Raw genomic sequence first — 21762 nt, 5'->3', positions numbered from 1 at the left:
CGTTAGGAACCCTCCGCTATGCTCTCGTCGGCCGCGTCGTCCGGTGAGATCCACCAGACCATGCCATCCTGGCGCAGCGGCGGGCTGGTCTCGCGGAGCTCCACCCCATCGATGCGACGTCCTGCAGCACCGGCCTGCCAGTGCTGCAACCATGCATCCAGCGAACTGCGTTGGGCGGTGGCGACGCCGAAATCGCGATCGCTTTTCCAGGTATCGGTCGATGCGTCGTGGTGCGGATGCGCGGCTGCGCCGTAACTGCAGCGCAGGCAATAGTTGACCAGGGTTTCGGTCCAGTCTTCGACCAGAGCGATCTCGCCGCCGGGGGGAACGTCGCGGAGCGCGTCGCGGTCTTCCGGGGCGGGGCAATGCGCGAACACCGTGAAGGTCCGGAATGGCGAAGGCTGCAGTCGTGCCAAGGCGTTGAAGACCGGTACCGTGCGGTCGCGAAACGCACGCTGCCCGGTGGCGGCGCCGTCGTGCAGGATGATGTCGCCGTAGCGGTGGCCGCTTTCCGGCAGCGGCACATTGAGCAAGCGTGCGCGGACCACATCGATGCGCCGGGCGAACAGCGTCTCGCCATTGGACCAGGGATTCAGGCGCACGCTGACCACGCCGAAATCTGTCTCGATCGGTCCATCGCCTTCGGGAATGCCGATGCCGCAGGCCGCCCATTGCGCGCGCGCCTGCGCCCAGTCGCCGATGGCCGTCGCAACGATGCCGGCATTCCAGTGCGCGGCTTCGTCTGTTTTTTCGGCGAGCGCCAATGCACGCAGGTTGTGGTGCAGGGACACGCTCCAGTCCAGACGATATTTATGCACCAGGCCTTGCATGTAGTGGTAATAGCGTGCATCCGGCGCATGCGCGAGCAGGGTGGCGAAGTGGTGCGCAGCCTGTTCCAGCTGTCCTGCGTCGAAACTCGCGTAGGCGCGTTCGTGCACCGTCTGCAGGTCTTCTTCGGATAAGGGCTGCGGCATCGGCACGACCTGGTTGGCCCTGTGGGCATTGGCGGCTGATTATGGATGCGCGATGCGGCCCTGCCCAGGGCGATGCCACTTGAGGCCGCGCGGATAGTGCATGGGAGGGAGGACGGCGTAGCAACGCGTGGAGGCGCTGCTGGTATCCGAGCGCTTGCGAAAAGCCCTTCTCGCTGCGGCAGTGCGCGCGGCGAGAAAGGGACACGACTGATTAGCCTCGACAGGCGCGCGATGCGGCCTGTCAGGACACGTGCATGCAGCTCAACGCAGCGGCACGTCCGCGACCTTGTCCTGGTAATCGCGCTTGGGGTCGATGCCGAACAGCACCTTGATGCCGGCCACCAGGCTGGAACCGTTGAGCCAGATCTGCGCGTGGTCCGGATCAAGGCGCAGCAGCGCCAGCTTCGGATCGTCCTTGCCTTGCTCGTACCACGCGTCGATGAAACCGTTCCACAGGCGCTCGATCACCGCCTGGTCGTTGTCCACGCTGAGCGTGCCGCTGATGCTGGCAAACAGGTCGTGGTCCTTGGCGCTGAACGCGGCGATGACCCGCTGGCTCTGGGTCAGCTTCTGCACCAGGGCGTTGTCCTTGGAGGTGAAGAACCAGATCGGACCGCCGCGGTCGCCTTCGAATTGCGCCGTCATCGGCCGCGCATGGCCGTCTTCCACGCCGTCCAGGCCGAGCATCACCGTGCGGTCGGATTTGAGCGCTTTCCAGAATTTATCTTCCAGTTCCTGCGGGCTGGCCATGCGGGTCTCCGATAGGGCGTGAATGCCTGCCGGCACTGTGCATTGCCGCGCGCAGGCGGGTCGTGACGGAGGCGTCGACGGGGCGTGTAGGCGCCGTCCGTCGCCAGCGTCCGTGCAGCGTCCCGCGGCTAAGCACGTTGTTCCCTGGGGCACAGCATGGAGGCCGCGTCGGTGCCACACTGCAGGTCCTATCGTTGGTCAAGGAGTGCGTCGCGATGGCATCGCTGGATCTATATCTACCGCAGTTGTTGCAGTTCGAAGGGGGCTTCGTCGACGATCCGTCCGATCCCGGCGGCGCTACCAACCGCGGCATCACCCTGGCGACGTTCGAGCGTTATGCGCAGCCGTTGCTCGGCGAGCAGCCGACGCTGGACGCACTGCGCGCGCTGACCCCGGAGCAAGCCGGCGTCATCTATCGGACTGCCTACTGGGACAAGCTGGACGGCGATCAGATCGCCTCGCAACTGTTGGCCGAGATCCTGTTCGATTTCTACGTCAATGCCGGGACCGAGGCGGTGCTGCTGCTGCAGCGGGTCCTGCTGCAGCTGGGAGCGACAGGCCTGGCCACGGACGGGGAAATGGGGCCTGTCACGCTGGCGGCGTTGCAGGCGGCCGACCAGGCACAGGTCTATGCGGCGTATCGCCAAGGCCGGGTCGATTACTACGAACGGCTGGCGCAGGAGCGCCCGGCCGACGACAAATTCCTCAAGGGTTGGCTGGCACGCGCGGATTGGTTCCCGGCGACGTTGCCGTCCACGTCCACCGCTGCCGCTCCGCCGGCCACCGGCGTCGCCTGAGTCGCAACAGGAGGCGATGGCGCCTGCCGCTGCGCATGGCCGGCAACACTGGGGGCTGCGCGCAGTGGCGGGAGCCGGTACGCGACCGGTTCCGCCGGCGCCGCTCAGGTGCCGCTGTCGGGCGTCTTTGCTTCGGCGTCCGCTGCGGCCTTGGCCGCCTCGCGGGCTTCGCGCTTGCGCGCGTCCTTCTCGTCCTGCTGTTTCTTCTTGGCGATTTCGCGCTGACGTTTTTCGAAGGAATAGTTGGGCTTTGCCAAGTGGATGCCTGCCGTATGAGAGATGGGGCCCCCAGTGTAACCCCTGCGTGCCGGGGTGGTGGCGGGCCGTAGGGACAGGCCACGCGCGCGGCGTGGCCCGTCCGGGTCCGGGAGTACGGCCCTCCCGGGCCTGGGCTTACGGACTCAGGTACGGCTGGATGCTGGAATACACGTCGGAAAGGCGCGAGTAGTAGTCCGGATCGCTGGGCGCGCTGCAGTAGGAGGTGCCGCCGTACAGGCCGCCGCGCAACTGGTAGGCGCCGCTGCTGTTGACGGTGAACAGGCCCGAGCCGGACGAACCGCCTTCGGTGACGCCGGTGTTCCAGACCACCTTGTACAGCGGCGACTTGCCGTCGATCGACGACGACAGCGCGGTGACGCTGCCCAGCGAGTACTTCTTCACGTCGCCGGCGGGGTGGTGGATGCCCTCGATCGCGGTGCCGGTGGAACCGATCGCCGAACTGCTCCAGCCGGCATAGAAGGCGCCGCTGGGCGGGGCGGTCTTCAGTTCCAGCAGCGAGGTGTCGCGGGTGGTGTTGGCGTGGCGCAGGTAGGCGCCGCCGCTGAGCGTGGTGTAGGACGAGCTGACCGTGGAGCCGTTGCAGGTGGTCGCGTCGTAGAACCAGTAGGTCTGCAGGGTGTTGGCCACGGTCTGGGTGCTGATGCAGTGCGCCGCGGTCCAGAACAGGTACTTCTTCGGCGAGTTGCTGTTGTTGAGCAGGGTGCCGGTGCACAGGTAGGAGCCGCTGCTGGTGCTGAACACCATGCGCGCCACCGACTTGGCGGCCGAGGTGAAGCCGCTGCTGGGGCTGGCGCGGCAAACGATGTCGCGCTCGCACGAATCGCTCTCGCCGATCATCGGCCGCATCATTTCCTCGCTGGCGACGGGATTGATGTCCATGTGCGAGATCTGCGGGATCTTCAGCGCGAAGCCCTGCGGATACTGGCCGGCCGGCAGTTCGATCTCCACCACCAGGCGCGAGCCGGACACCGCCGCGGACCAGCCCGGCTCGCTGCCGGCGAAATCGGCGCCGCTCTGTTCGAACACGCGGCCGTCGTCGCCGGCGAAGCGCAGCGTGGCCTTGCTCGGGTCGCCCGGCTGGGCGCCGCTGCCGCTGAGCTGCAATGCCGCGCGCAGCGCCGCCGCATCGGTGGAGACGATCTCGAAGCTGGTGACCTGCGCGCCGTTGGGCAGGCTTTGCCAACCGAGCCGGCGCAGGTTGATCGCCGGCTTGGCGATGTCGCGCGAGAAGCCGATCTGCAGCGGCTGGCCATGCTTGACCTGCTGGCCGCGCAGTTGCTTCATCGTCGCGGCCTGGGCGCTGTCGGGAGCGCCGAGTTCGATGACCCGCGGCGCATGCGCGCTGCCGATGGCGAGGCTGCGCAGTTCGGCGCCGCCGAGCGCGGCGGCACTGGCGCTGGTTTCGACGGGAGCGGAGTCCATCTCGGCCGCGGGGGGATTGGCGGCCATGGCGACGGGGGAAAGGCCGGAGATGCCGGCGAGCAAGGCCAGATACAACGCGTGCTTGCGATTCATGGATCTTCCTTCTGCTAGAAGACGACAGGACCATCCGGCAGGGGACCGGATGCCGTTGCACCCACTTCCAAGGTGCATGCCGAGGCTACGGGCGCCGACTCGGCGATTGCGTGCGCGACGTCACGCGTACGTGGCCGATTTCGTAGACAGGTGCGTCGTTGCGATGCGCCGTCGCACGCATCTACAACCGGTATCAGCGCTGGCGTGCGGGCGCCAAAGGCCGGCATCACAAGTGCGCAGCGTTGCGACCGCAGGCGCTGAGGTCATGTTGCGACGCAACGTGCGCCCTCTCTAATTGTCATATAAATATGAACATAGCTGGAAAACACTGCTTGCTGTCGCTGTAGTTGTCGCCACCACCGGCACGAACTTCGCTGTCCATCGCGCGCAGCTTCAAGGCCGATGTCGGTTTCGATACGCAGGTCAATTTCGTCAGTACCGGAGAGAGTTCGAATGACAAGCCGTGCGCCCTTCAAGCGTAAGTACCCGAAGCACAGGAATCCCCTCGCCAGCGCCCTGGGCCTGGCGATGCTGACGCCGGTCCTGGCGTGGGCACAGGCCACGCCCACCGCGCCTGCCGAGCAGGGCGGGCAGGATGCCGCTGCGCAGCCGGCCAGCGGCGACGTCAAGACGCTGGACAGCATCTCGGTCACCGGGGTGCGCGAAAGCCTGCGCTCGGCGCAGGCGATCAAGCAGGACGCGACGCAGGTCGTGGATTCGGTGCAGGCCCAGGACATCGGCAAGCTGCCGGATGCGAACACGGTGGAAGCGCTGCAGCGCATCACCGGCGTGCAGATCCAGCGCCGTTACGGCGAAGGCGCCACCGATTTCGATCACCGCACGCAGCCGGCGGTCACCGTGCGCGGCCTGACCCAGGTGCGCAACTTCCTGGACGGGCGCGATACGTTTTCCGCTTCCGGCGGCCGCACGCTGGACCTGGAAGGCATTCCGCCGGAGCTGCTGTCCGGTATCGACGTCTACAAGAATCCGCCTGCGAACATCATCGAAGGCGGCGTTGGCGGCGTGGTGAACCTGCGCACCCGGCTGCCGTTCGACGCGCCCGGCCGGGTCATCAGCGCCACCGTCAAAGGCAACTACTACGACCGCGCCGACAAGACCGGCGGATCGGCCTCGGGCCTGTACAGCGACCGCTTCGACACCGACGCCGGCGAGATCGGCGTGTTGTTCAACGTCGGCTATGGCCGCTCCAGCTATCGCCAGGACGGCATCCTGACCGGCCCGTTCGTGGCGGTGCCGGACGGCGTCATCGCCGGCGCGCCGAGCGGCGCGCAGATTCCCTCCGGCTTCCAGATCTACGACGACGGCGGCGACCGCAAGCGCCTGGGTACGGCGGCTGCGCTGCAGTGGAAGCCGTCCGATACGGTGCTGGTCACCGGGCAGTTCCTGCGCACGACCTACGACTTCTACCGGCAGGGCAAGTACTTCTATCAGGCCAACCGACGCGAGGCGGCGTCGCCGTTGGCGGGCGCGGACTTCACCTTCGACAAGAACGGCTACGCGACCTCGGGCGCGCTGGACAACCAGATGTTCGAGTCGGCGCGCTACGACCAGGATCTCACCTCGACCAATACCAACTACAGCCTCAATCTGCGTTGGAATCCCAGCGACAAGCTGGCGGTGACGTTCGACGCGCAATACCTCACCTCGTCCTACGATGCCGACCGCAACGGCTTCGTCGTCTCGCTCTACGACCGCGCCTCGGAGGACAGCAGCAACGCGCTCAACCGCTCGATCGTCGACTTCGACCTGCGCGGCGGCAACCCGCGCTTCAACGTGCGCGATCCGGCGTTGCTGAGCGATCCCAACAACTATGCCGCCAGCTATATCGCCGATGCGCTGACCCGCAACGACGCCGACCAGCTGGCGCTGCAATCGGACCTGGAATATTTCACCGAGGGCGGTTTTTTCACCAAGCTCAGCGCCGGCGTGCGCTACGCCGACAGCAGCATCGACCTGCGCGGCACCTGGAACGCGGCCTGCCTGGGCGTGGACGGACCCGATCCCAACTGCGCCACGAGCCTGGTCTATCCGTCGGTCTCGGCGCATCCGGAACTGGTGCGCAATGGGCCGTCGCCGGACTTCTTCGACGGCAAGACCCTGACCGGCGGCGTGCTGTATCCGGAGTTCGCCAGCGGCGGCGGGCTGTTCGACCGCACCACGCGCACCGAGGCGCTGTTCGGCTTCGCGCCGCAGACCGCGTTCAAGCCGAGCGACCTCAACCACCAGACCGAAAAGACCTGGGCCGGCTATTTCGCCGCCGACTACGACACCGAGCTCGCCGGGCTGCGCCTGGACGGCAACATCGGCGTGCGCCTGCTCAAGACCACCACCGGCTCGGACGGCGCGGTGTTCATGGACGGCGGCGGCATCACCCCGCTGTCGGTCGAACGCACCTACAACGACGTGCTGCCCAGCTTCAACCTGCGCGCGCACCTGAGCGACACCCTGCAGGCGCGTCTGGCCTATTCGCAGCTGATCGCGCGGCCCAATTTCGACCAGATGTCGACCAACGTCTCGCTGGGCGCGTCGAGCCAGCTCAATCCGATCACCGGGCGGCCCGGCGGCTCCTCGGGCAATCCGTTCCTGCGTCCGGTCCAGTCGGACAACTACGATGCGACGCTGGAGTGGTACTTCGCTCCTGCCGGCTCGCTCACCGCCGGCCTGTTCTACAAGAAGGTGAACGGCTTCCTGGCCAGTGGCACCGTGGTGCGCAACTACAACGGCCTGGATTACGACATCAGCACTTCGCTCAACACCGGCAACGGCACCATCCGCGGCGCCGAATTCGCCTACCAGCAGTTCTACGATTTCCTGCCCGGTTTGCTGAGCGGCCTGGGGTTCCAGTTCAACTACACCTACGTGGACAGCAGCGTGTCCAATCCCTTCGCCACCGCCGGCTCCGACATCCCGGCCACGGTGCCGCTGGAGAAGTTGTCCAAGCACAGCTACAACGCGGTGGCCCTGTACGAGAAGGGCCCCATCACCGCGCGCCTGGCCTGGAGCTGGCGTGGCGAATACCTGGACACCACCCAGGGCAGCGGCGCCAACGGCATTCCGCAGTACCAGAAGCCCTACGCATCGCTGGATGCCTCGGTCAGCTACAACGTCAACGAGCACGTCGCGCTGTCGTTCGACGCGGTGAACTTGAACAACCGCATGAACGAGATCTACATCGGCACGGCGAGCGCGCCGTTGCGGTACGAACTCAACGACCGGCGCTACGGCTTCTCGGCACGGGTCACGTACTGATGCGATGGGGGGCCGCTTCGGCGATCGAAGCGGGCCGCATCCGGCCCATGCCTGCATGGGCCGGGCACCTGCGATCGATGTCATGCAAGGACCGATGAAGATGGGATCACGCTGGGTAGCGCAGCGGTGCCGGTGGCAACGGACGTGAGTGCCGGCGAGCCGTTGCGCCACATCGCGATCGTCGGCGGTGGCACGGCGGGCTGGATGGCCGCGGCGGCCCTGGTGCGCGTGCTCGGCGCAAGCGCCACCCGTATCACTCTGGTCGAGTCCGAGGCGATCGGCACGGTCGGGGTGGGCGAGGCGACGATTCCGCCGATCGCGCTGTTCAACGCCTTGCTCGGCATCGACGAAAACGCGTTCCTGCGCGCCACCCAGGGCAGTTTCAAGCTGGGCATCGAATTCGTCGACTGGCTGCAGCCGGGACAGCGCTATTTCCATCCGTTCGGCACCTATGGGGTCGACTTCGGCACCGTGCCGTTCGACGGCCTGTGGCGGCGCATGCACCGCGACAGCCAGGCCGAACCGTTGGCGGCGTATTCGCTCAATACCCTGGCGGCGATGCGCGGGCGCTTCATACGGCCGCAGCAAGGCGATGCCTTGCTGTCGCGGCTGGGTTACGCCTTCCATTTCGACGCCTCGCTGTATGCGCGGCTGTTGCGCGAGTACGCCGAGAGCCGTGGCGTGACGCGGCTGGAGGGCAAGGTCGAGCAGGTGCTGCGGCGTGCGCCCGACGGCGGCATCGCCGCGCTCGTTCTCGAGTCCGGCACGCGCATCGATGCCGATTTCTTCATCGACTGCTCCGGCTTTCGTAGCCTGCTGATCGCGGACGCGCCCGATGCCGGGTTCGTCGACTGGTCGCATTGGCTGTTCAACGACCGCGCGGTAGCGGTGCCGTCGGAGCGCTCGTCGGCGTTCACGCCTTACACCAGATCGACCGCGCGCGAGGCGGGCTGGCAATGGCGGATTCCGCTGCAGCATCGCACCGGCAACGGTTACGTCTATTCGAGCGAACATCTGTCCGACGATGCCGCCGCCGCGACGCTGCTGGCCAACCTGGACGGGAAGGCCCTGGCGGAGCCGCGCACGCTGCGCTTCCGTGCCGGCCGGCGCGAACGATTCTGGTCCGGCAATTGCCTGGCGCTGGGGCTGGCGGCGGGGTTCCTGGAGCCGCTGGAATCGACCAGCATCCACCTGATCCAGGCCGGCATCGCCCGCTTCCTGGAGATGCTGCCCGACCGTGCCGGCAACCCGGCCGACATCCGCCGCTACAACCGGTTGATGGCGCAGGAATTCGACAGCATCCGCGACTTCATCATCCTGCACTTCCACGCTACCGCGCGGCCCGGCGCGTACTGGGAGCGTGCGCGCACGATGCCGATCCCCGACAGCCTGGCCGAACGCCTGCAGGTCTTCGCGCAATCGGGCCGGGTGTTCCGCGAGGCCGACGAACTCTTCAGCAAGACCAGCTGGCTGGCGGTTATGGAGGGGCAGGGCCTGCGCGTGCACGGGTTCGATCCGCTGGCGACGGCGATGCCGGCAGCGGAGGCCGTCGCGCGGCTGCAGCGCGTGGCCGCGGCGGCGGCGATGGCGGTAGAGCGGATGCCGGCGCACGCCGACTTCGTCCGCGCCCACTGCGCCGCGACCTGAGCGCCTGCAGGCAACCACACCGACCCGACCCGGAGACAGTACGCACGCCATGCAGATGCCATCGACTAACAGCACTGCCCGCATGCGCTTCTGGCGCCGCCTGCGCGGCGGCGCGATCGCGCTGCTCCTGGCCCTGGTCCCGGCCATGGCGGTGCAGGCGCAGGACAGCCGTTTCGTCGCCGCCGCCGACGGCCGCCGCAGTTTCACCGTGGATGGCATGCCGTGGCTGCTGCTGGGCATGCAGCTCAACAACAGCAGCGGCACCCCGGCGCAGTTGCGGCAGTTGCAGGCGGCGATCGCGCGCAGCCACTGCAACACGGTGATGGTCCCGGTGTCCTGGCAGGAACTGGAGCCGGTCGCCGGCCGCTACGACTTCAGCCTGGTCGACGGCTTGGTCGCCGAGGCGCGGCGGCAACAGGTGCGGCTGGCGCTGTTGTGGTTCGGCACCTGGAAGAACGGCGGCATGGCCTACGTCCCCGACTGGGTGAAACGCGATCCCGTGCGCTACCCGCGCGTCATCGACGCCGCTGGCCGCCCGATCGACGCGCTCTCGCCGCTGGCGGCGGCCAGCCGCGACGCCGATGCGCGCGCCTTCGCGGCGCTGATGCGGCACCTGCGCGACATCGACGGCAAGCGCCGCACCGTGCTGATGGTGCAGGTCGAGAACGAGGCCGGCACGCTCGGCGCCGATCGCGACCATTCCGCCGCCGCGCAGGCGCTGTTCGCCAGCCAGGTGCCGGCCGATATGCCCGGCGCTGCAGGCGGTGATTGGACCGCGGCATTCGGCGTGCGCGCGCCGGAGGCGTTCATGGCCTACCACACCGCGCGCTACATCCAGGCGGTCGCCGCGGCGGGCAAGGCCGCCTACGACCTGCCGCTGTACCTCAACGTCTGGCCGCGCGAGCAACCCGGCCTGCTGCGGCCCGGACTGTCCTCGCCCAGCGGTGGCGCGGTGTCCTGGCTGTTGCCGATGTGGAAGGCGCTGGCGCCGGCGATCGACGTCGTCGGCGTGGACAACTACGACACCAACGTCGCGCCCTATACCGCCATCGCCGCGGCCTACGACCGCCCGGACAATCCCTTGTTCGTGCCCGAGACCGGCGGGTCGGCCGCGCATGCGCGGCACATGTTCCTGGTGCTGGCACGGCCCTTCGCAGTGGGCATCGGCAAGTTCGGCATCGGCGCGGACTTCGCCCTGGATGCCGAGGGCCGCGAAACGCTCGATCCGGTCGCCGTCAACTTCCGGCTGCTGCGCGACGCGGCGCGGTTCCTGCTGCCGTTGCGCGATGCCGGGCGGGTGCAGGCCGCGGTGGAAGAAGAGGGCATCGCCAACGTGGCGCTGGCGTTCTCGCAGTTGGATGTCGCGGTGCGCTTCGGCGAGGTCCGCGACGGCTATGGCGGGCCGCGCGGGCAGGGCAATGCGGTGCCGAACGGCCGCGTGCTGGTCGCCGAAGTGGAACCCGAACGGTTCCTGGTCAGCGGCGCCAACGCCAACCTGGCGTTCGCCGCAAAGCTCGGTGCGCGTGGCACGGCGCAGCTGCTCACGGTGGAAGAGGGGCATTTCGACGACGGGCGCTGGGTGCGCGAGCGCCTGCTCAACGGCGACGAAACCTATTTCGGACTGCGTTTGCCCGAACGCGGCGGCAGCCTGATGGTGACGCTGATGCAGGCGGCGCATGAGTAGCGCGGCATTGCATCGCCCGCGCCTGCGGCGTACGTGGGCTGCGCTCCTGCGGCGCCGCTGGCTCGGCGGCATCGCGCTCGCGGCGCTGGCGCTGCCGTGTCTCGGCGCGCCGCTGTGCGACGCCGACGCGCCGGTCACCATTGCCTTGCGCGTGGACCTGCAGTCGCCGCGGACCCGCTTCGAGGGCTTCGGCACGGCACTGGCCTGGTTCGCCAACGTGACCGGCGCCTATCCGGATCCGCTGCGCAACCGCCTGGCCGATCTGCTCTATGGCCGCGACGGTCTGGGCTGGGTGATCGCCCGCTACAACATCGGCGGCGGCAACGCGGCCGACACACCCCCTTATCTGCGCCCCGGCGCGGCGATACCGGGGTTCTGGCGGCAGCCGGCGGGCGCATCGGGCAAGGATTGGTGGCGTGCCGACGATCCGGCGCTGTGGGATTGGTCGGCCGACCAGGGCCAGCGCTGGTGGCTGGACGCGATCCGCGCGCGGGTGCCTGCGGATCAGCGCATCTTCGAGGCGTTTTCCAACTCGCCGCCGTGGTTCATGACCGTGAGCGGGCGCGTCTCCGGTGCCGAGCATGGGCTGGACGACAATCTGCGGCCCGGCCAGGAGGCGGCGTTCGCGGCGTATCTGGCGCAGGTGGTGGACGAACTGCAGCGTCGCCACGGCATCGCCTTCCGCACCCTGTCGCCGGTCAACGAGCCGGGCACGCCCTACTGGTTCGCCGCCAACACCCAGGAAGGCGCGCACTGGAGCGTGCCGGCGCAGGAACGCATCCTCCAGGCCAGCGACCGCGCGCTGCGTGCGCGCGGCTTGCGTACCCGGGTCGCGGCGATGGACGAAACCAGCGCGCTGGGCTTCATCCACAACTGGTCCGGCTATGCGGACGCCACCAAGGCGGTGCTGGGCCAGCTCAACGTGCACAGCTACGACAGCACCGGCCAGACCGGCGTGCGCGATATCGCCGCCGCCAGCGGCATTCGCCTGTGGATGTCGGAAAACGACCTGTCGCCGCCCAACGTGGCCGAGGGCGTGGACGACATGCGCCCGGCGTTGGCGCTGGCCGAGCACATGGTGCTGGACCTCAAGCGCCTGGAGCCGTCGGCGTGGGTGTTCTGGCAGGCGATCGAAACGTCCGCGGCCGGCAAGCCCGGCTCCGGCCGCCATTGGGGCCTGATCCGGATGGACCTGAGCGCCGCGGCGACGGCGGAGCATCCCTTCCAGGTCACCCGCAAGTACTGGGCCATGGCCAACTTCAGTCGCTATCTGCGACCGGGCATGCGCCTGCTGCAGGTGGACGACGCGGATACGGTGGCGGCGCTGTCGGCGGATGGGCGCGACCTGGTATTCGTGCACGTCAACGCCGGGCTGTCGACGCGGCGGCTGGCGATCGCGGCGCAGACGCTGGGGACTGGCGCGTGGACGCAGCAGGTGATCGTCACCTCGGCTTCGCAGCGCGCCGAAGCCGCTTGCCGCCGCGCGGCCGCGCCCGGTGCGCAAACGGCACTGGCACCGCCGCAGTCGGTGGTCACCGTGGTCCTGCGCAAACAATGAGGCCGGCCCGCGCCCAGCCGCGTGGCCGTGGATGTTTACGTTTTGCAGTGCCGGCGCTGCATCCCGACGTTGGGAATCGCCGCTGCAGTGCGACCCGATTCGCTGTTTTGTACACGAGGGGCTTTCGATGAAACCGACAGTGCGACAACGACTCCTGGCCAACGCAAGCGTCTTGCTGCTGCTTGGCCTGCACATGGCCACGGCCTGGGCCGCCGCCGATACGCGGCCCGAATGGGAGCGTCCGGAGGTCAACGAAATCGACCGGCTGCCGGCGCGGGCCACGTCCTTCCCGTACGAATCGGTGGAACTGGCCAAGGCCGGCCGCATCGCCGATTCGCGTTACCACCTCGCGCTCAACGGCGACTGGCGCTTCATGTTCTCGCCCACGCCGGAGCAGCGCCCGGCGCAGTTCTACCGCGACGATTACGACGTGTCGGCGTGGAAGACCATTCCGGTGCCGTCCGACTGGCAGGCGCAGGGCTACGGGCAGCCGCTGTACAACAACATCCAGTACCCGTTCCCGGCCAACCAGCCGTTCATCCCCCACGCCATCAACAGCGTCGGCTCCTACCGGCGCGAGTTCGAGGTGCCGCAAGGCTGGGACGGGCGCCGGGTGCTGCTGCACATCGGCGCGGCTGGCGCGGCCTACTACGTCTGGGTCAACGGGCAGCGGGTCGGCTACAGCGAGGATTCCAAGCTGCCGGCCGAATTCGACGTGACCGCGCAGCTGCGTCCCGGCCGCAATTCGGTCGCCATCGAGGTCTATCGCTGGTCCGATGGCAGCTATCTGGAAGACCAGGATTTCTGGCGGGTCAGCGGCATCGAGCGCGATGTCTACCTGCTGGCCACGCCGCAGACCTGGCTGCGCGATTTCTTCGCGCGCGCCACGCTGGATGCGCGCTATGTCGGCGGCGCGCTGGATGTCGATGTCGGCCTGGTGCACGCGGCCAAGGGCACGCGGGTCACCGCCACGCTGCTCGACGGCGACACGCCGGTGCTGGTGCGGCAGGCGACGCTGGCGGCGGCCAAACAGGAGCAGGCGCTCACGCTGTCCGGGGCGATCGGCAAGGTGCGCCCGTGGAGCGCGGAAACGCCAAATCTGTACACCTTGCTGCTGGAGGTTCACGCCGCCGATGGACGGCTGATCCAGGCCAGCGCCAGCCGCATCGGCTTCCGCACGGTCGAGGTCAAGGACGGGTTGGTCAAGGTCAACGGCAAGCCGGTCAAGATCCGCGGCGTGAACCGGCACGAGCACGACCCGCAGACCTTCCACGTGATTTCCGAAGCCTCGATGCGGCGCGACATTGAGTTGATGAAGCAGAACAACATCAACGCCGTGCGCACCTCGCACTATCCGAACGCGGAGCTGTGGTACGCCCTGGCCGACGAATACGGCCTGTACGTGATGGACGAGGCGAACATCGAATCGCATGCCTACATGGAGGCCGGCAACGAGGGCATGCGCCCGCGTGAGAAGGTGCAGCTCGGCTACGACCCGAAATGGGAACTGGCGCACCTGCAGCGGGTGCAGCGCATGTTCGAGCGCGACAAGAACCATCCGTCGATCATCTTCTGGTCGCTGGGCAACGAGGCCGGCATCGGCCCGAATTTCGAGAAGGCCGCCAACTGGCTGCACGCGCGCGACACCACCCGGCTGGTGAGCTACCTGGGCTGGGGCACGCTGTACGCGCAGCACGCGCCCAACGCCTATGCCGACATCTACGCGCCGATGTACGACTCGGTGGCGCGCATCGTCGATTACGCGACGAGCACCGAGTATGCGCAGAAGCCGCTGATCATGTGCGAGTACGCGCATGCGATGGGCAACAGCCTGGGCGACCTGAAAGCCTATTGGGACGCCATCTATGCGCACGACCGCCTGCAGGGCGGCTTCATCTGGGACTGGGTGGACCAGAGCACGCTGCTGAAGACCGCCGATGGCCGGCCGTACTGGGGCTATGGCGCCGACTACGGGCCGAATCCCTCCGGCCAGAGCGCGATCGAGTTCGGCGACGGCCTGCTGCAATCGGACCGTACCCCGAACCCGCATCTGCACGAGCTGGCCAAGGTCTACGGCCCGATCCAGTTCGAGGCCATCGACGCCGACCGCGGGCGCTTCCTGGTGCGCAACCGGCATGCCTTCATCGACCTGTCGGGATTTTCTTTCGACTGGCAGATCCGCCAGGACGGGCGGGTGGTGCAGGAAGGCCGCGCGCCGGACCTGGCGATCGCCGCCGGCGCCGCCGGCGAGCTGCAGCTGGACCTGCCGGCATTGCACAAGCAGCCCGGCGCCGAGTACCTGATCAGCGTGCGCGCCCACGCGCGCGAAGGCACGATCCCGCTGGTGCCCGCCGGGCACGTGGTGTCCTGGGAGCAGTTCGCGCTGGCGTCGCCGCCGGCGGCGGCATCGGCGCCGCGTACGGACGGCGCCGCGGTTTCGCTGCGCGAGGCGGCGGGCGAAGTGAGCCTGCGCGCGGCGGGCGCGGAACTGCGCATCGACCGCGGCACCGGATTGGTCGCGCGGTATGCCTACCACGGCCAGGAATTGCTGCAGGGCGGTGCGCCCAATTTCTGGCGCGCGCCGACCGACAACGACATCGGCACCGGCCTGTATGCGACGCACCTGGTGTGGAAGACCTTGTCGGAAACGCGCCGGGTGCGTTCCGTCGTCGCCAGCAAGGCCGATGACGGCAGCGCCAGGATCGAGGTCGATTTCGATCTTGGCGGCGATGGCGCGACGGCCGACGTGCGCTACGACGTCGCCTACCTGATGGCGCGCGACGGCTCGGTGGAGGTCACCGCGCGCTTCGACCCGCGCTATCCCGGCCTGCCGGATCCGTTGCGCCTCGGCCTGGCGTTCACCATGCCCAGCCGCTTCGTCGACCTGGCCTGGTATGGCCGCGGTCCGCACGAGACCTATGCCGATCGCTACAGCAGCGGCGAGATCGCGCTCTATGCGGGCAAGATCGCCGAGCAGCACCATGACTACATCCGCCCGCAGGAAACCGGCAACAAGGTCGGCGTGCGCTGGCTGCGGCTGGCGCCGGAGCAGGGCGCGGCGCTGACCGTGAGCGGATCCGCGCCGCTGTCGGTCAACGCGCTCGCGTTTCCGTATTCGGACCTGGAGCGCAGGCCGGTCGGCAGCGCGCACAGTTCCGATATCCGTGCCCATGGCCGGGTGTCGCTGCTGATCGACGATCGCCAGATCGGTGTGGGCGGCGACGACCAGTGGAGCAAGTGGGGCCAGCCGCACGCGGCGTATCGCATCGCGCTGCAGCCGGCGAGCTATCGGTTCCGCCTGCAGCCGAACGCGATGCCGGACAGCGTCGCCGAGCAGGCGGCGCCCGGTCGCGACGAGTGAGCGGTGGCAGGGCGGCGCAGCACGGCGAGACGCGTGTTGCGGGCCCAGCACCGCCCGCTGCGCGAGCGCTTGCGAACGGCTGCGGTGAGGCGCTTGCCGGCCGGCGGCACGTGTGCCCGCCCGGTGTCCGGGACGTGTCCGCGCATGTCCCGGGCCACCGGATTTGGCGTGAAAAAATCAAGACTTCCGCGCCGAAATCGCCGTGCTACTCTCGATCTTTCCTTGTAAAAACGGCTGCCTGCAATGAAATCCCACCATCTGGGAAGGGGGACGCGACAGTTCGGAAGCACGACGCTTAGCTCGCAATTGCTCGATGCGCTGGGGCGCGATGTCGTGGCCGGAATTTATGGTTTGCAGAGTTTCCCCACCGAGGCGGAGATCTCCTCGGCGTATGCCACCAGCCGCAGCGTGACCCGCGAGGCGATCAAGATGCTGACCGCCAAGGGCCTGCTGTCCGCACGCCCGCGCAGCGGCATCGTGGTCCGGCCCGAGCAGACCTGGAGCCTGCTGGATCCGGACGTGCTGCGCTGGATGCTGGAGCGCAAGTTCTCGCACGGCCTGCTGCGTTCGTTCACCGAAATGCGCCAGGGCATCGAGCCGATGGCGGCCAAGCTGGCCGCGCAGCAGGGCAATGCCGAGGCGATCGGCAAGATCGAGCACGCGCTGCAACGCATGATCGCGGCCGGCCGTGGCGAAGACGATCACCTGTCCTCGGACGTGGCCTTCCATGTCGCGATCCTCGACGCGACCGGCAATCCGTTCTACATGCAATTCCACGAGCTGGTGAACACCGCACTGAGTTTTTCGATCCAGTTCACCAACCGCATCCATGGGCACACGGCGAGCATCCCGGCGCACCGGCGGGTCCTGAACGCGATCAAGAGCGGTGACGGGGACAAGGCGCAGGCGGCGATGTTCACCATCATCCACGACGTGCGGTCGCTGATTGCCGGCGAAGAAAGCCGGGAAGCGAAAAAAAAGAAGCGCTCGTAAGGACTGGCAGCTGGGCTGCGCGCCGATCGCCTGCGTGATGGAAGCGTCGCTGTCGCGCCGCCGGCGGCTGACCTTCGGCCTCGCGGCGGATGCATTGTCTACAAAAACAGTCCTCCTGCGTGCAGGAGGACTGTCGGTGCGAACCTGTCTCGGGGACGCTGCCGCGCGATCAGTGACCGCGCGCGCTGGCCGGGACGAACTTGTACAGCTTGTGCACGCCGGTGCCGAAGTTGAAGCGGCTATAGCCCGCGCCCCAGTACACCGCGCCGTCCACCACGGCCGGTGCGCTGGACACCGAACCGCCGGCATCGAAGCTCCACAGGGTCTTGCCGGTCTCGGCGTCGAGCACGGTCATCGCGCCGGACATCGAACCCGCGTAGACCAGTCCGGGCGAGGACGCGAGCGGGCCGCGGCCGCCGGCGCCGAACGTGGTCTGGATCGGATCGATGCCCGGCACTTTCACCTGCCACAGGATCTTGCCGCTGGCCGCGTCCAGCGCCGCCCACGCGCCGGCGTTCCAGGTCTCGGTGTTGCCGGGGGCGAGGGTGTAGCTGGTGTGGTTGTTGTTGTTGATGGCCACGTACACGCGCGACTTGAGCGGGTCCACCGACGAGCCCCACTCGATGCCGCCGGCGGTGCCGCCCGGCCCGACCTGGGTGGACCACACGGTGCGCCCGCTGTCCGCGTCGAACGCCCAGTACACGCCGCTCTTCTGCCCGGCGCCGACCAGGGCCTGGCGCTTGCCGTTGCGGATCGCGGTGAACAGGTTGGCGCCGCCGCCGCTGAAGTCGTAGTCCGGCCCCTGCGGTTCCTGGCACACGCCGGCGGTCGGCGCGACCAGGCACGACAGCGACCAGGCATCGGCGCCCTGCAGGCGGCGCGTCCACACCGGCTTGCCGCTGCGCATGTCCAGCGCCAGTACCGAGTCCACGTAGTTGTCCGGCGCCAGGCAGGCCAGTTGCGCGGTCTTGTCGCCATTGGCGTTCTTGACGCAGCTGGCCACGTCCAGCGGCACCGAGTAGTTGTTGCCGGTGGTGGCATAGACGCGCTGCCGTTGCGGGTCGAGCGCCAGCGTGCCCCACACCGAGGCGCCGGTGTAGCCCTCCGGCGCGGTGCGGAAGCTCCACAGCAGCTTGCCGGTCTTCAGATCGAGCGCGGCCACGCTGCCGCGGAACGAGAATTTGTAGCCAGGCGTCAGCCCGCCCCAGTCGCCGGAAGACACGCCGACGTAGACGCGATCGCCGTACACCACCGGCGAGGCGGTGATGCGCGCTTGCGTATTGGCTTCGACCACGGTCTTCCACAGCAGCTTGCCGGTGTTCTTGTCGATGGCGATGACGGTGCCGCTGGCCTGGTCGCCGACCAGCACGCTGTCGCGCGCGATCGCCGGGCTGTTGCGCGACAGCGAGGCGGCGTTGCCGGTGTAGTCGGACAGTTTCACCTGCCACACCGCCTTGCCCAGCGCGGTATCGATGCGATACAGCTGGCCGCCCCAGTCGGGCACGTACAGCGCGCTGCCCTGCACGGTCGGCGTGGCGGACACGTCGCCTGCGGTGGTGAAGGTCCATGCGGTCTTCAGCCGCGCCGCGTTGAACGGAGTGATCTGCCATTCGGCCGGGGCGAAGCGGGTGTTGAGATAACCGCCACCGGCGTTTTCCCAACTGCTGCGCGTGGCGTACGGCGCGCCGCCGCCGAACGCTGTGCCATAGCCAGCAATGGAACGCGAGCTTGCGGTGTCGCCGTCGCTGCCGCCCTGCGGGCTGGCGGACGCTGCGCTGTCGTTCGGCGCTTGCGCGGGGGCAGTGCTTGCGGATTGTGCCGACGCCGTCGCGGCGAGCATCAGTCCGGGAGCCAAGGCCAGCCACAGCAGAGAGAGTTTCCGTTGCGCGTAATGCCTGTTCATGCGGTGTCCTTCGGGGCTTGGAGTGGGGACCCCCCCTTCACTACCGGCGCAATGGTAGGAACCGAAAACGGCGCGTGTCATGTACGTACAAAAAAGTTAGGGCCGGCGAAAAGGTTGCATGGATAGCGAAAACCAATCGCCCGCGTGGCATCGCGTGGCAAACGTGTGCATGCCCGATGGCCGGCATGCGCGGCGTGCGCGCTTCGGCATTCGCCGTTGTCCCTTGCTGGGCAACGGCTTGTGGGTTCGGCATCCGGCATTCGTGCATTGGCTATCGCGCGGCATGCGGGCCGATACGGGACAGTGATCGGCGCATGAGTGGCGACTGAATGCCGAGCGTGTGGCGCAGCGGCATGCCTGCGATTGGCCGAAGCGGAGGCTGCCGTATGGCGCTTTGGTGACAATCTGCGCGTCGCGTGCCTGGCGCATGCCGTATTCGAGTGTCGGTCCTTGGCGGCTCGCCGTTGCGCATATCGCCGATTCCCCATCGGTACTGCCGTGCGCCTCGTAGCCTCGGCGCCGCGCAAAAATCGATCCGTTTAGAGGCTGCGCGAGCCGCAGCACCCTTGTGCAGCCGGAAACCGGGCTGTGGCGGCGACGCATGGCAGCGCCTTGCCCGATCCGGCAGGGTCCCGGCGTACGCATCCAACCGGGAATGTTTAAGCTGGCGCATCGACGCTGGGGGCTGACGCAATGGGGATGTTTTGCTTGGAAGGCCGCGCGGCGACGGCGGCGAGCGGCGCGGGGGCCATGCTCGCGGCGAATGGGCGCGCCCGGCGGCTACGGTGCGCTCGCCCGGGTGCGAGGCTGCCGGCATGAAGTTGGCCGATTTCATCGAGGCGAACATCGAGCCGTTGTGCGGCGACTGGATCGCGTTCGCGCGTACCCGCGGTGCGGAAGGCGAGGCGATGAGCGCATTCCAGTTGCGCGATCACGCCGCGCAACTGCTGGCCGAAATCGTCGCCGACATGCGCGCGCCGATGAGCGCGACCGAGCTGCGGCTCAGGTCGCTGGACGCCGGCTCGGAGCAATTCGAGACCGACGGCGCGGCGAGCCTGCATGCGCGGCAACGGATCAAGCACGGCTTCGGCATGATGCAGCTGGTGTCGGAATTCCGTGCGCTGCGCGCCAGCGTGATGCGCCTGTGGAGCCGATCCGAGCACATCCCGGGCGTGCAGGATCTGCCGGACATGAGCCGCTTCAACGAGGCCCTGGACCAGATCCTGGCCGATTCGGTGCGCGCCTTCATGGAGAGCGTGGAGCAGACCCAGCATCTGTTCATGGGCATCCTCGGCCACGACCTGCGTGGGCCGTTGTCGGCGGTGATGAGTTGCGCGGACCTGATGCTGGGGCAGGGCGAGGCGCAAGCGCCGCAGGCGCGCGTGCTGCTGCGCAGCGCCATGCAGATGAAGGCGATCCTGGACGATCTGATGGACTTCACCAGCGACAAATTGGGCGTGTCCACGCCGGTGCGTCCGCAAGCGGCCAGCCTGGATGCGTTGGCCCAGGAACTCGTCGACGAAATGGCCACGATCTATCCGAAACGGTCGATGCAGGTGATCACGGTCGGCGATCTGCACGGCAGCTGGGACGTGATGCGGCTGCGCCGGGTGATCGCGAACCTGCTGAACAACGCATTGAAGTACGGCAGCCGCGATCAGCAGATCACCATCGCATTGAACGGCCTGGCGGCGGACGAGGTGGGCCTGAGCGTGCACAACCTGGGGCCGCCGATTCCCGAGGCGATGCTGGCCTCGGTGTTCGAGCCGCTGACCACCACCGCGCACGCCGACGGCACCCCGCAGGTCGCCGGCGCGAACCTGGGCCTGGGCCTGTACATCGTCGACCGGATCGTCGCGGCGCATGGCGGGCGCATCGAGGTCAGCTCGTCGAAGCAGGATGGCACCCGTTTCCTGGCGACGCTGCCGCGGCAGGCGGCCGCCTGCGACTGAGCGAAGCCGGCGGCAGCGCGAATCCCACCGGAGCAAATAAAAGCCCCTCTCCCCACGGGAGAGGGGTTGGGGTGAGGGTACGGGCGCAGCATCGCCAAGCCGAACTACGAGCGAACTCCGTGCGCAGAAACCGCGGGCGACGCCGCACCGGCAATGCCACGCACACTGCCCATGCGCTCCGCAAAAGCCGCCCCAGCCACCGACCCGCGCGCAGGCGCAAGATTTGGATTAGGGTGACGCGTTTCCCCGAGCTGGAGGTCGATCGTGAAGCCCTTGTCGCGTGCCGCACTGCTGTCGCTGTGCCTGAGTGCCGTCCATCCTGCGTTCGCGCAGACCGCCGCGCCCGCCGACGCGTTGCAGGGCAAGGTGGATGCGCTGTACACGCAAGCGCCGGACACGCTGCAGGCCAAGGATGTGGCCGAACTGCAGCAGCGCCTGCTGGACTGGGCGCAGCTCGATCGCTATCGCGCTGACAACGCCGCGCTGGCGCCGCCCGCCGCGGGCGAGCGGCGCGTGGTGTTCTACGGCGATTCGATCACCGACATGTGGGGGCGTAGCGAGGGCGCCAGGTTCTTCCCCGGCAAGCCCTACGTCAATCGCGGCATTTCCGGGCAGACCACCGCGCAGATGCTGGTGCGCTTTCGCCAGGACGTCATCGACCTGAAGCCGGCGGCCGTGGTGATCCTGGCCGGCACCAACGACCTGGCCGGCAACACCGGCCTGTCCACCCAGCGCATGATCGAAGACAACCTGCGCTCGATGGCCGAGCTGGCGCAGGCCAACCACATCAAGCTGGTGCTGGCGTCGGTGCTGCCGGTCAGCGACTACCCGTGGCGGCCGGGCCTGCAACCGGCGGAAAAGATCCGCGCGCTCAACGCCTGGATCGAGCAGTACGCACAAAGCCACGGCGCGGTGTACCTGGACTACCACAGCAAGATGCGCAATCGCCAGGGCGGCCTGGACAAGGCGCTGGCCACCGACGGCGTGCATCCCACCGCGGCCGGTTACGGGCTGATGGCGCCATTGGCGCAGCAGGCGGTGGAGCGCGCGTTGGCGCAGCCGTAGCGCGTTGCCGCATA

The 21762-nt window shown here is 68.1% G+C and carries 14 protein-coding genes; 9 read left to right on the top strand and 5 right to left on the bottom strand.

Annotated elements, in window-relative coordinates; translation table 11 throughout:
- Positions 1 to 2 precede the first annotated feature (2 nt).
- Positions 3 to 974 carry a hypothetical protein gene (locus tag HEP73_RS14960; RefSeq protein ID WP_185820580.1) on the bottom strand — a complete coding sequence of 324 codons (972 nt, stop codon included), beginning with the start codon at positions 972 to 974 and terminating at the stop codon, positions 3 to 5.
- A 261-nt stretch (positions 975 to 1235) separates the two neighbouring features.
- Positions 1236 to 1724, bottom strand: coding sequence for a pyridoxamine 5'-phosphate oxidase family protein (locus HEP73_RS14955; protein ID WP_185820579.1), 489 nt, complete (start codon positions 1722 to 1724; stop codon positions 1236 to 1238).
- A 215-nt stretch (positions 1725 to 1939) separates the two neighbouring features.
- On the opposite strand from HEP73_RS14955, the gene HEP73_RS14950 reads away from it, so the two are divergent.
- Positions 1940 to 2521, top strand: coding sequence for a glycoside hydrolase family 108 protein (locus HEP73_RS14950; RefSeq protein WP_185820578.1), 582 nt, complete (start codon positions 1940 to 1942; stop codon positions 2519 to 2521).
- Positions 2522 to 2625: 104 nt separating this feature from the next.
- On the opposite strand, the gene HEP73_RS14945 is transcribed toward HEP73_RS14950, so the two are convergent.
- Both HEP73_RS14945 and HEP73_RS14940 read right to left on the bottom strand, forming a co-directional pair.
- The gene (locus tag HEP73_RS14945; protein ID WP_179563714.1) at positions 2626 to 2778 is read right to left on the bottom strand and encodes a hypothetical protein; all 153 of its coding nucleotides are present in this window, start codon (positions 2776 to 2778) and stop codon (positions 2626 to 2628) included.
- 136 nt (positions 2779 to 2914) lie between these two features.
- Positions 2915 to 4315, bottom strand: a complete 1401-nt coding sequence (locus HEP73_RS14940; RefSeq protein ID WP_185820577.1) for a trypsin-like serine peptidase — start codon at positions 4313 to 4315, stop codon at positions 2915 to 2917.
- A 453-nt stretch (positions 4316 to 4768) separates the two neighbouring features.
- On the opposite strand from HEP73_RS14940, the gene HEP73_RS14935 reads away from it, so the two are divergent.
- The 6 genes from HEP73_RS14935 (at position 4769) to HEP73_RS14910 (ending at position 16828) form a co-directional block, all read left to right on the top strand.
- Positions 4769 to 7585, top strand: a complete 2817-nt coding sequence (locus HEP73_RS14935; RefSeq protein ID WP_185820576.1) for a TonB-dependent receptor — start codon at positions 4769 to 4771, stop codon at positions 7583 to 7585.
- 204 nt (positions 7586 to 7789) lie between these two features.
- On the top strand, positions 7790 to 9232 hold the full coding sequence (locus HEP73_RS14930; protein WP_255423801.1) for a tryptophan halogenase family protein: 1443 nt from the start codon (positions 7790 to 7792) through the stop codon (positions 9230 to 9232).
- Between the two features lie 82 nt (positions 9233 to 9314).
- On the top strand, positions 9315 to 10916 hold the full coding sequence (locus HEP73_RS14925; RefSeq protein WP_185820575.1) for a DUF5597 domain-containing protein: 1602 nt from the start codon (positions 9315 to 9317) through the stop codon (positions 10914 to 10916).
- The gene (locus HEP73_RS14920) at positions 10909 to 12474 is read left to right on the top strand and encodes a glycoside hydrolase (protein WP_255423513.1); all 1566 of its coding nucleotides are present in this window, start codon (positions 10909 to 10911) and stop codon (positions 12472 to 12474) included. The genes HEP73_RS14925 and HEP73_RS14920 overlap by 8 nt, the downstream gene beginning before the upstream one ends.
- A gap of 139 nt (positions 12475 to 12613) precedes the next feature.
- Positions 12614 to 15835 (top strand): glycoside hydrolase family 2 TIM barrel-domain containing protein, encoded by a 3222-nt coding sequence (locus HEP73_RS14915; RefSeq protein WP_255423512.1) that lies wholly within the window; start codon positions 12614 to 12616, stop codon positions 15833 to 15835.
- 351 nt (positions 15836 to 16186) lie between these two features.
- The gene (locus tag HEP73_RS14910) at positions 16187 to 16828 is read left to right on the top strand and encodes a FadR/GntR family transcriptional regulator (protein WP_255423511.1); all 642 of its coding nucleotides are present in this window, start codon (positions 16187 to 16189) and stop codon (positions 16826 to 16828) included.
- Positions 16829 to 16997: 169 nt separating this feature from the next.
- Here the strand turns inward: HEP73_RS14910 and HEP73_RS14905 are convergent, their stop codons facing one another.
- The gene (locus HEP73_RS14905) at positions 16998 to 18731 is read right to left on the bottom strand and encodes an outer membrane protein assembly factor BamB family protein (RefSeq protein ID WP_185820573.1); all 1734 of its coding nucleotides are present in this window, start codon (positions 18729 to 18731) and stop codon (positions 16998 to 17000) included.
- An 815-nt stretch (positions 18732 to 19546) separates the two neighbouring features.
- Here HEP73_RS14905 and HEP73_RS14900 point away from each other — a divergent pair.
- Both HEP73_RS14900 and HEP73_RS14895 read left to right on the top strand, forming a co-directional pair.
- On the top strand, positions 19547 to 20683 hold the full coding sequence (locus HEP73_RS14900) for a sensor histidine kinase (protein ID WP_185820572.1): 1137 nt from the start codon (positions 19547 to 19549) through the stop codon (positions 20681 to 20683).
- 264 nt (positions 20684 to 20947) lie between these two features.
- Positions 20948 to 21748: an SGNH/GDSL hydrolase family protein gene (locus HEP73_RS14895; protein ID WP_185820571.1), complete on the top strand. Its 801-nt coding sequence runs from the start codon at positions 20948 to 20950 to the stop codon at positions 21746 to 21748.
- Positions 21749 to 21762: the final 14 nt, after the last annotated feature.

The sequence above is a fragment of the Xanthomonas sp. GW genome, assembly GCF_014236815.1.
Classification (GTDB): Bacteria; Pseudomonadota; Gammaproteobacteria; order Xanthomonadales; family Xanthomonadaceae; genus Xanthomonas_A.
The sequence above is the reverse complement of the archived record's forward strand: the minus strand, read 5'-3'. Positions and strand labels throughout refer to the sequence as shown.

Bases quoted from the DNA above. Each gene is read 5' to 3' on its own strand.
- HEP73_RS14955 (WP_185820579.1), bottom strand. From the start codon at position 1,724: ATGGCCAGCCCGCAGGAACTGGAAGATAAATTCTGGAAAGCGCTCAAA.
- HEP73_RS14900 (WP_185820572.1), top strand. From the start codon at position 19,547: ATGAAGTTGGCCGATTTCATCGAGGCGAACATCGAGCCGTTGTGCGGC.
- HEP73_RS14935 (WP_185820576.1), top strand. From the start codon at position 4,769: ATGACAAGCCGTGCGCCCTTCAAGCGTAAGTACCCGAAGCACAGGAAT.
- HEP73_RS14905 (WP_185820573.1), bottom strand. From the start codon at position 18,731: ATGAACAGGCATTACGCGCAACGGAAACTCTCTCTGCTGTGGCTGGCC.
- HEP73_RS14930 (WP_255423801.1), top strand. From the start codon at position 7,790: ATGGCCGCGGCGGCCCTGGTGCGCGTGCTCGGCGCAAGCGCCACCCGT.
- HEP73_RS14950 (WP_185820578.1), top strand. From the start codon at position 1,940: ATGGCATCGCTGGATCTATATCTACCGCAGTTGTTGCAGTTCGAAGGG.
- HEP73_RS14920 (WP_255423513.1), top strand. From the start codon at position 10,909: ATGAGTAGCGCGGCATTGCATCGCCCGCGCCTGCGGCGTACGTGGGCT.
- HEP73_RS14925 (WP_185820575.1), top strand. From the start codon at position 9,315: ATGCGCTTCTGGCGCCGCCTGCGCGGCGGCGCGATCGCGCTGCTCCTG.
- HEP73_RS14940 (WP_185820577.1), bottom strand. From the start codon at position 4,315: ATGAATCGCAAGCACGCGTTGTATCTGGCCTTGCTCGCCGGCATCTCC.
- HEP73_RS14960 (WP_185820580.1), bottom strand. From the start codon at position 974: ATGCCGCAGCCCTTATCCGAAGAAGACCTGCAGACGGTGCACGAACGC.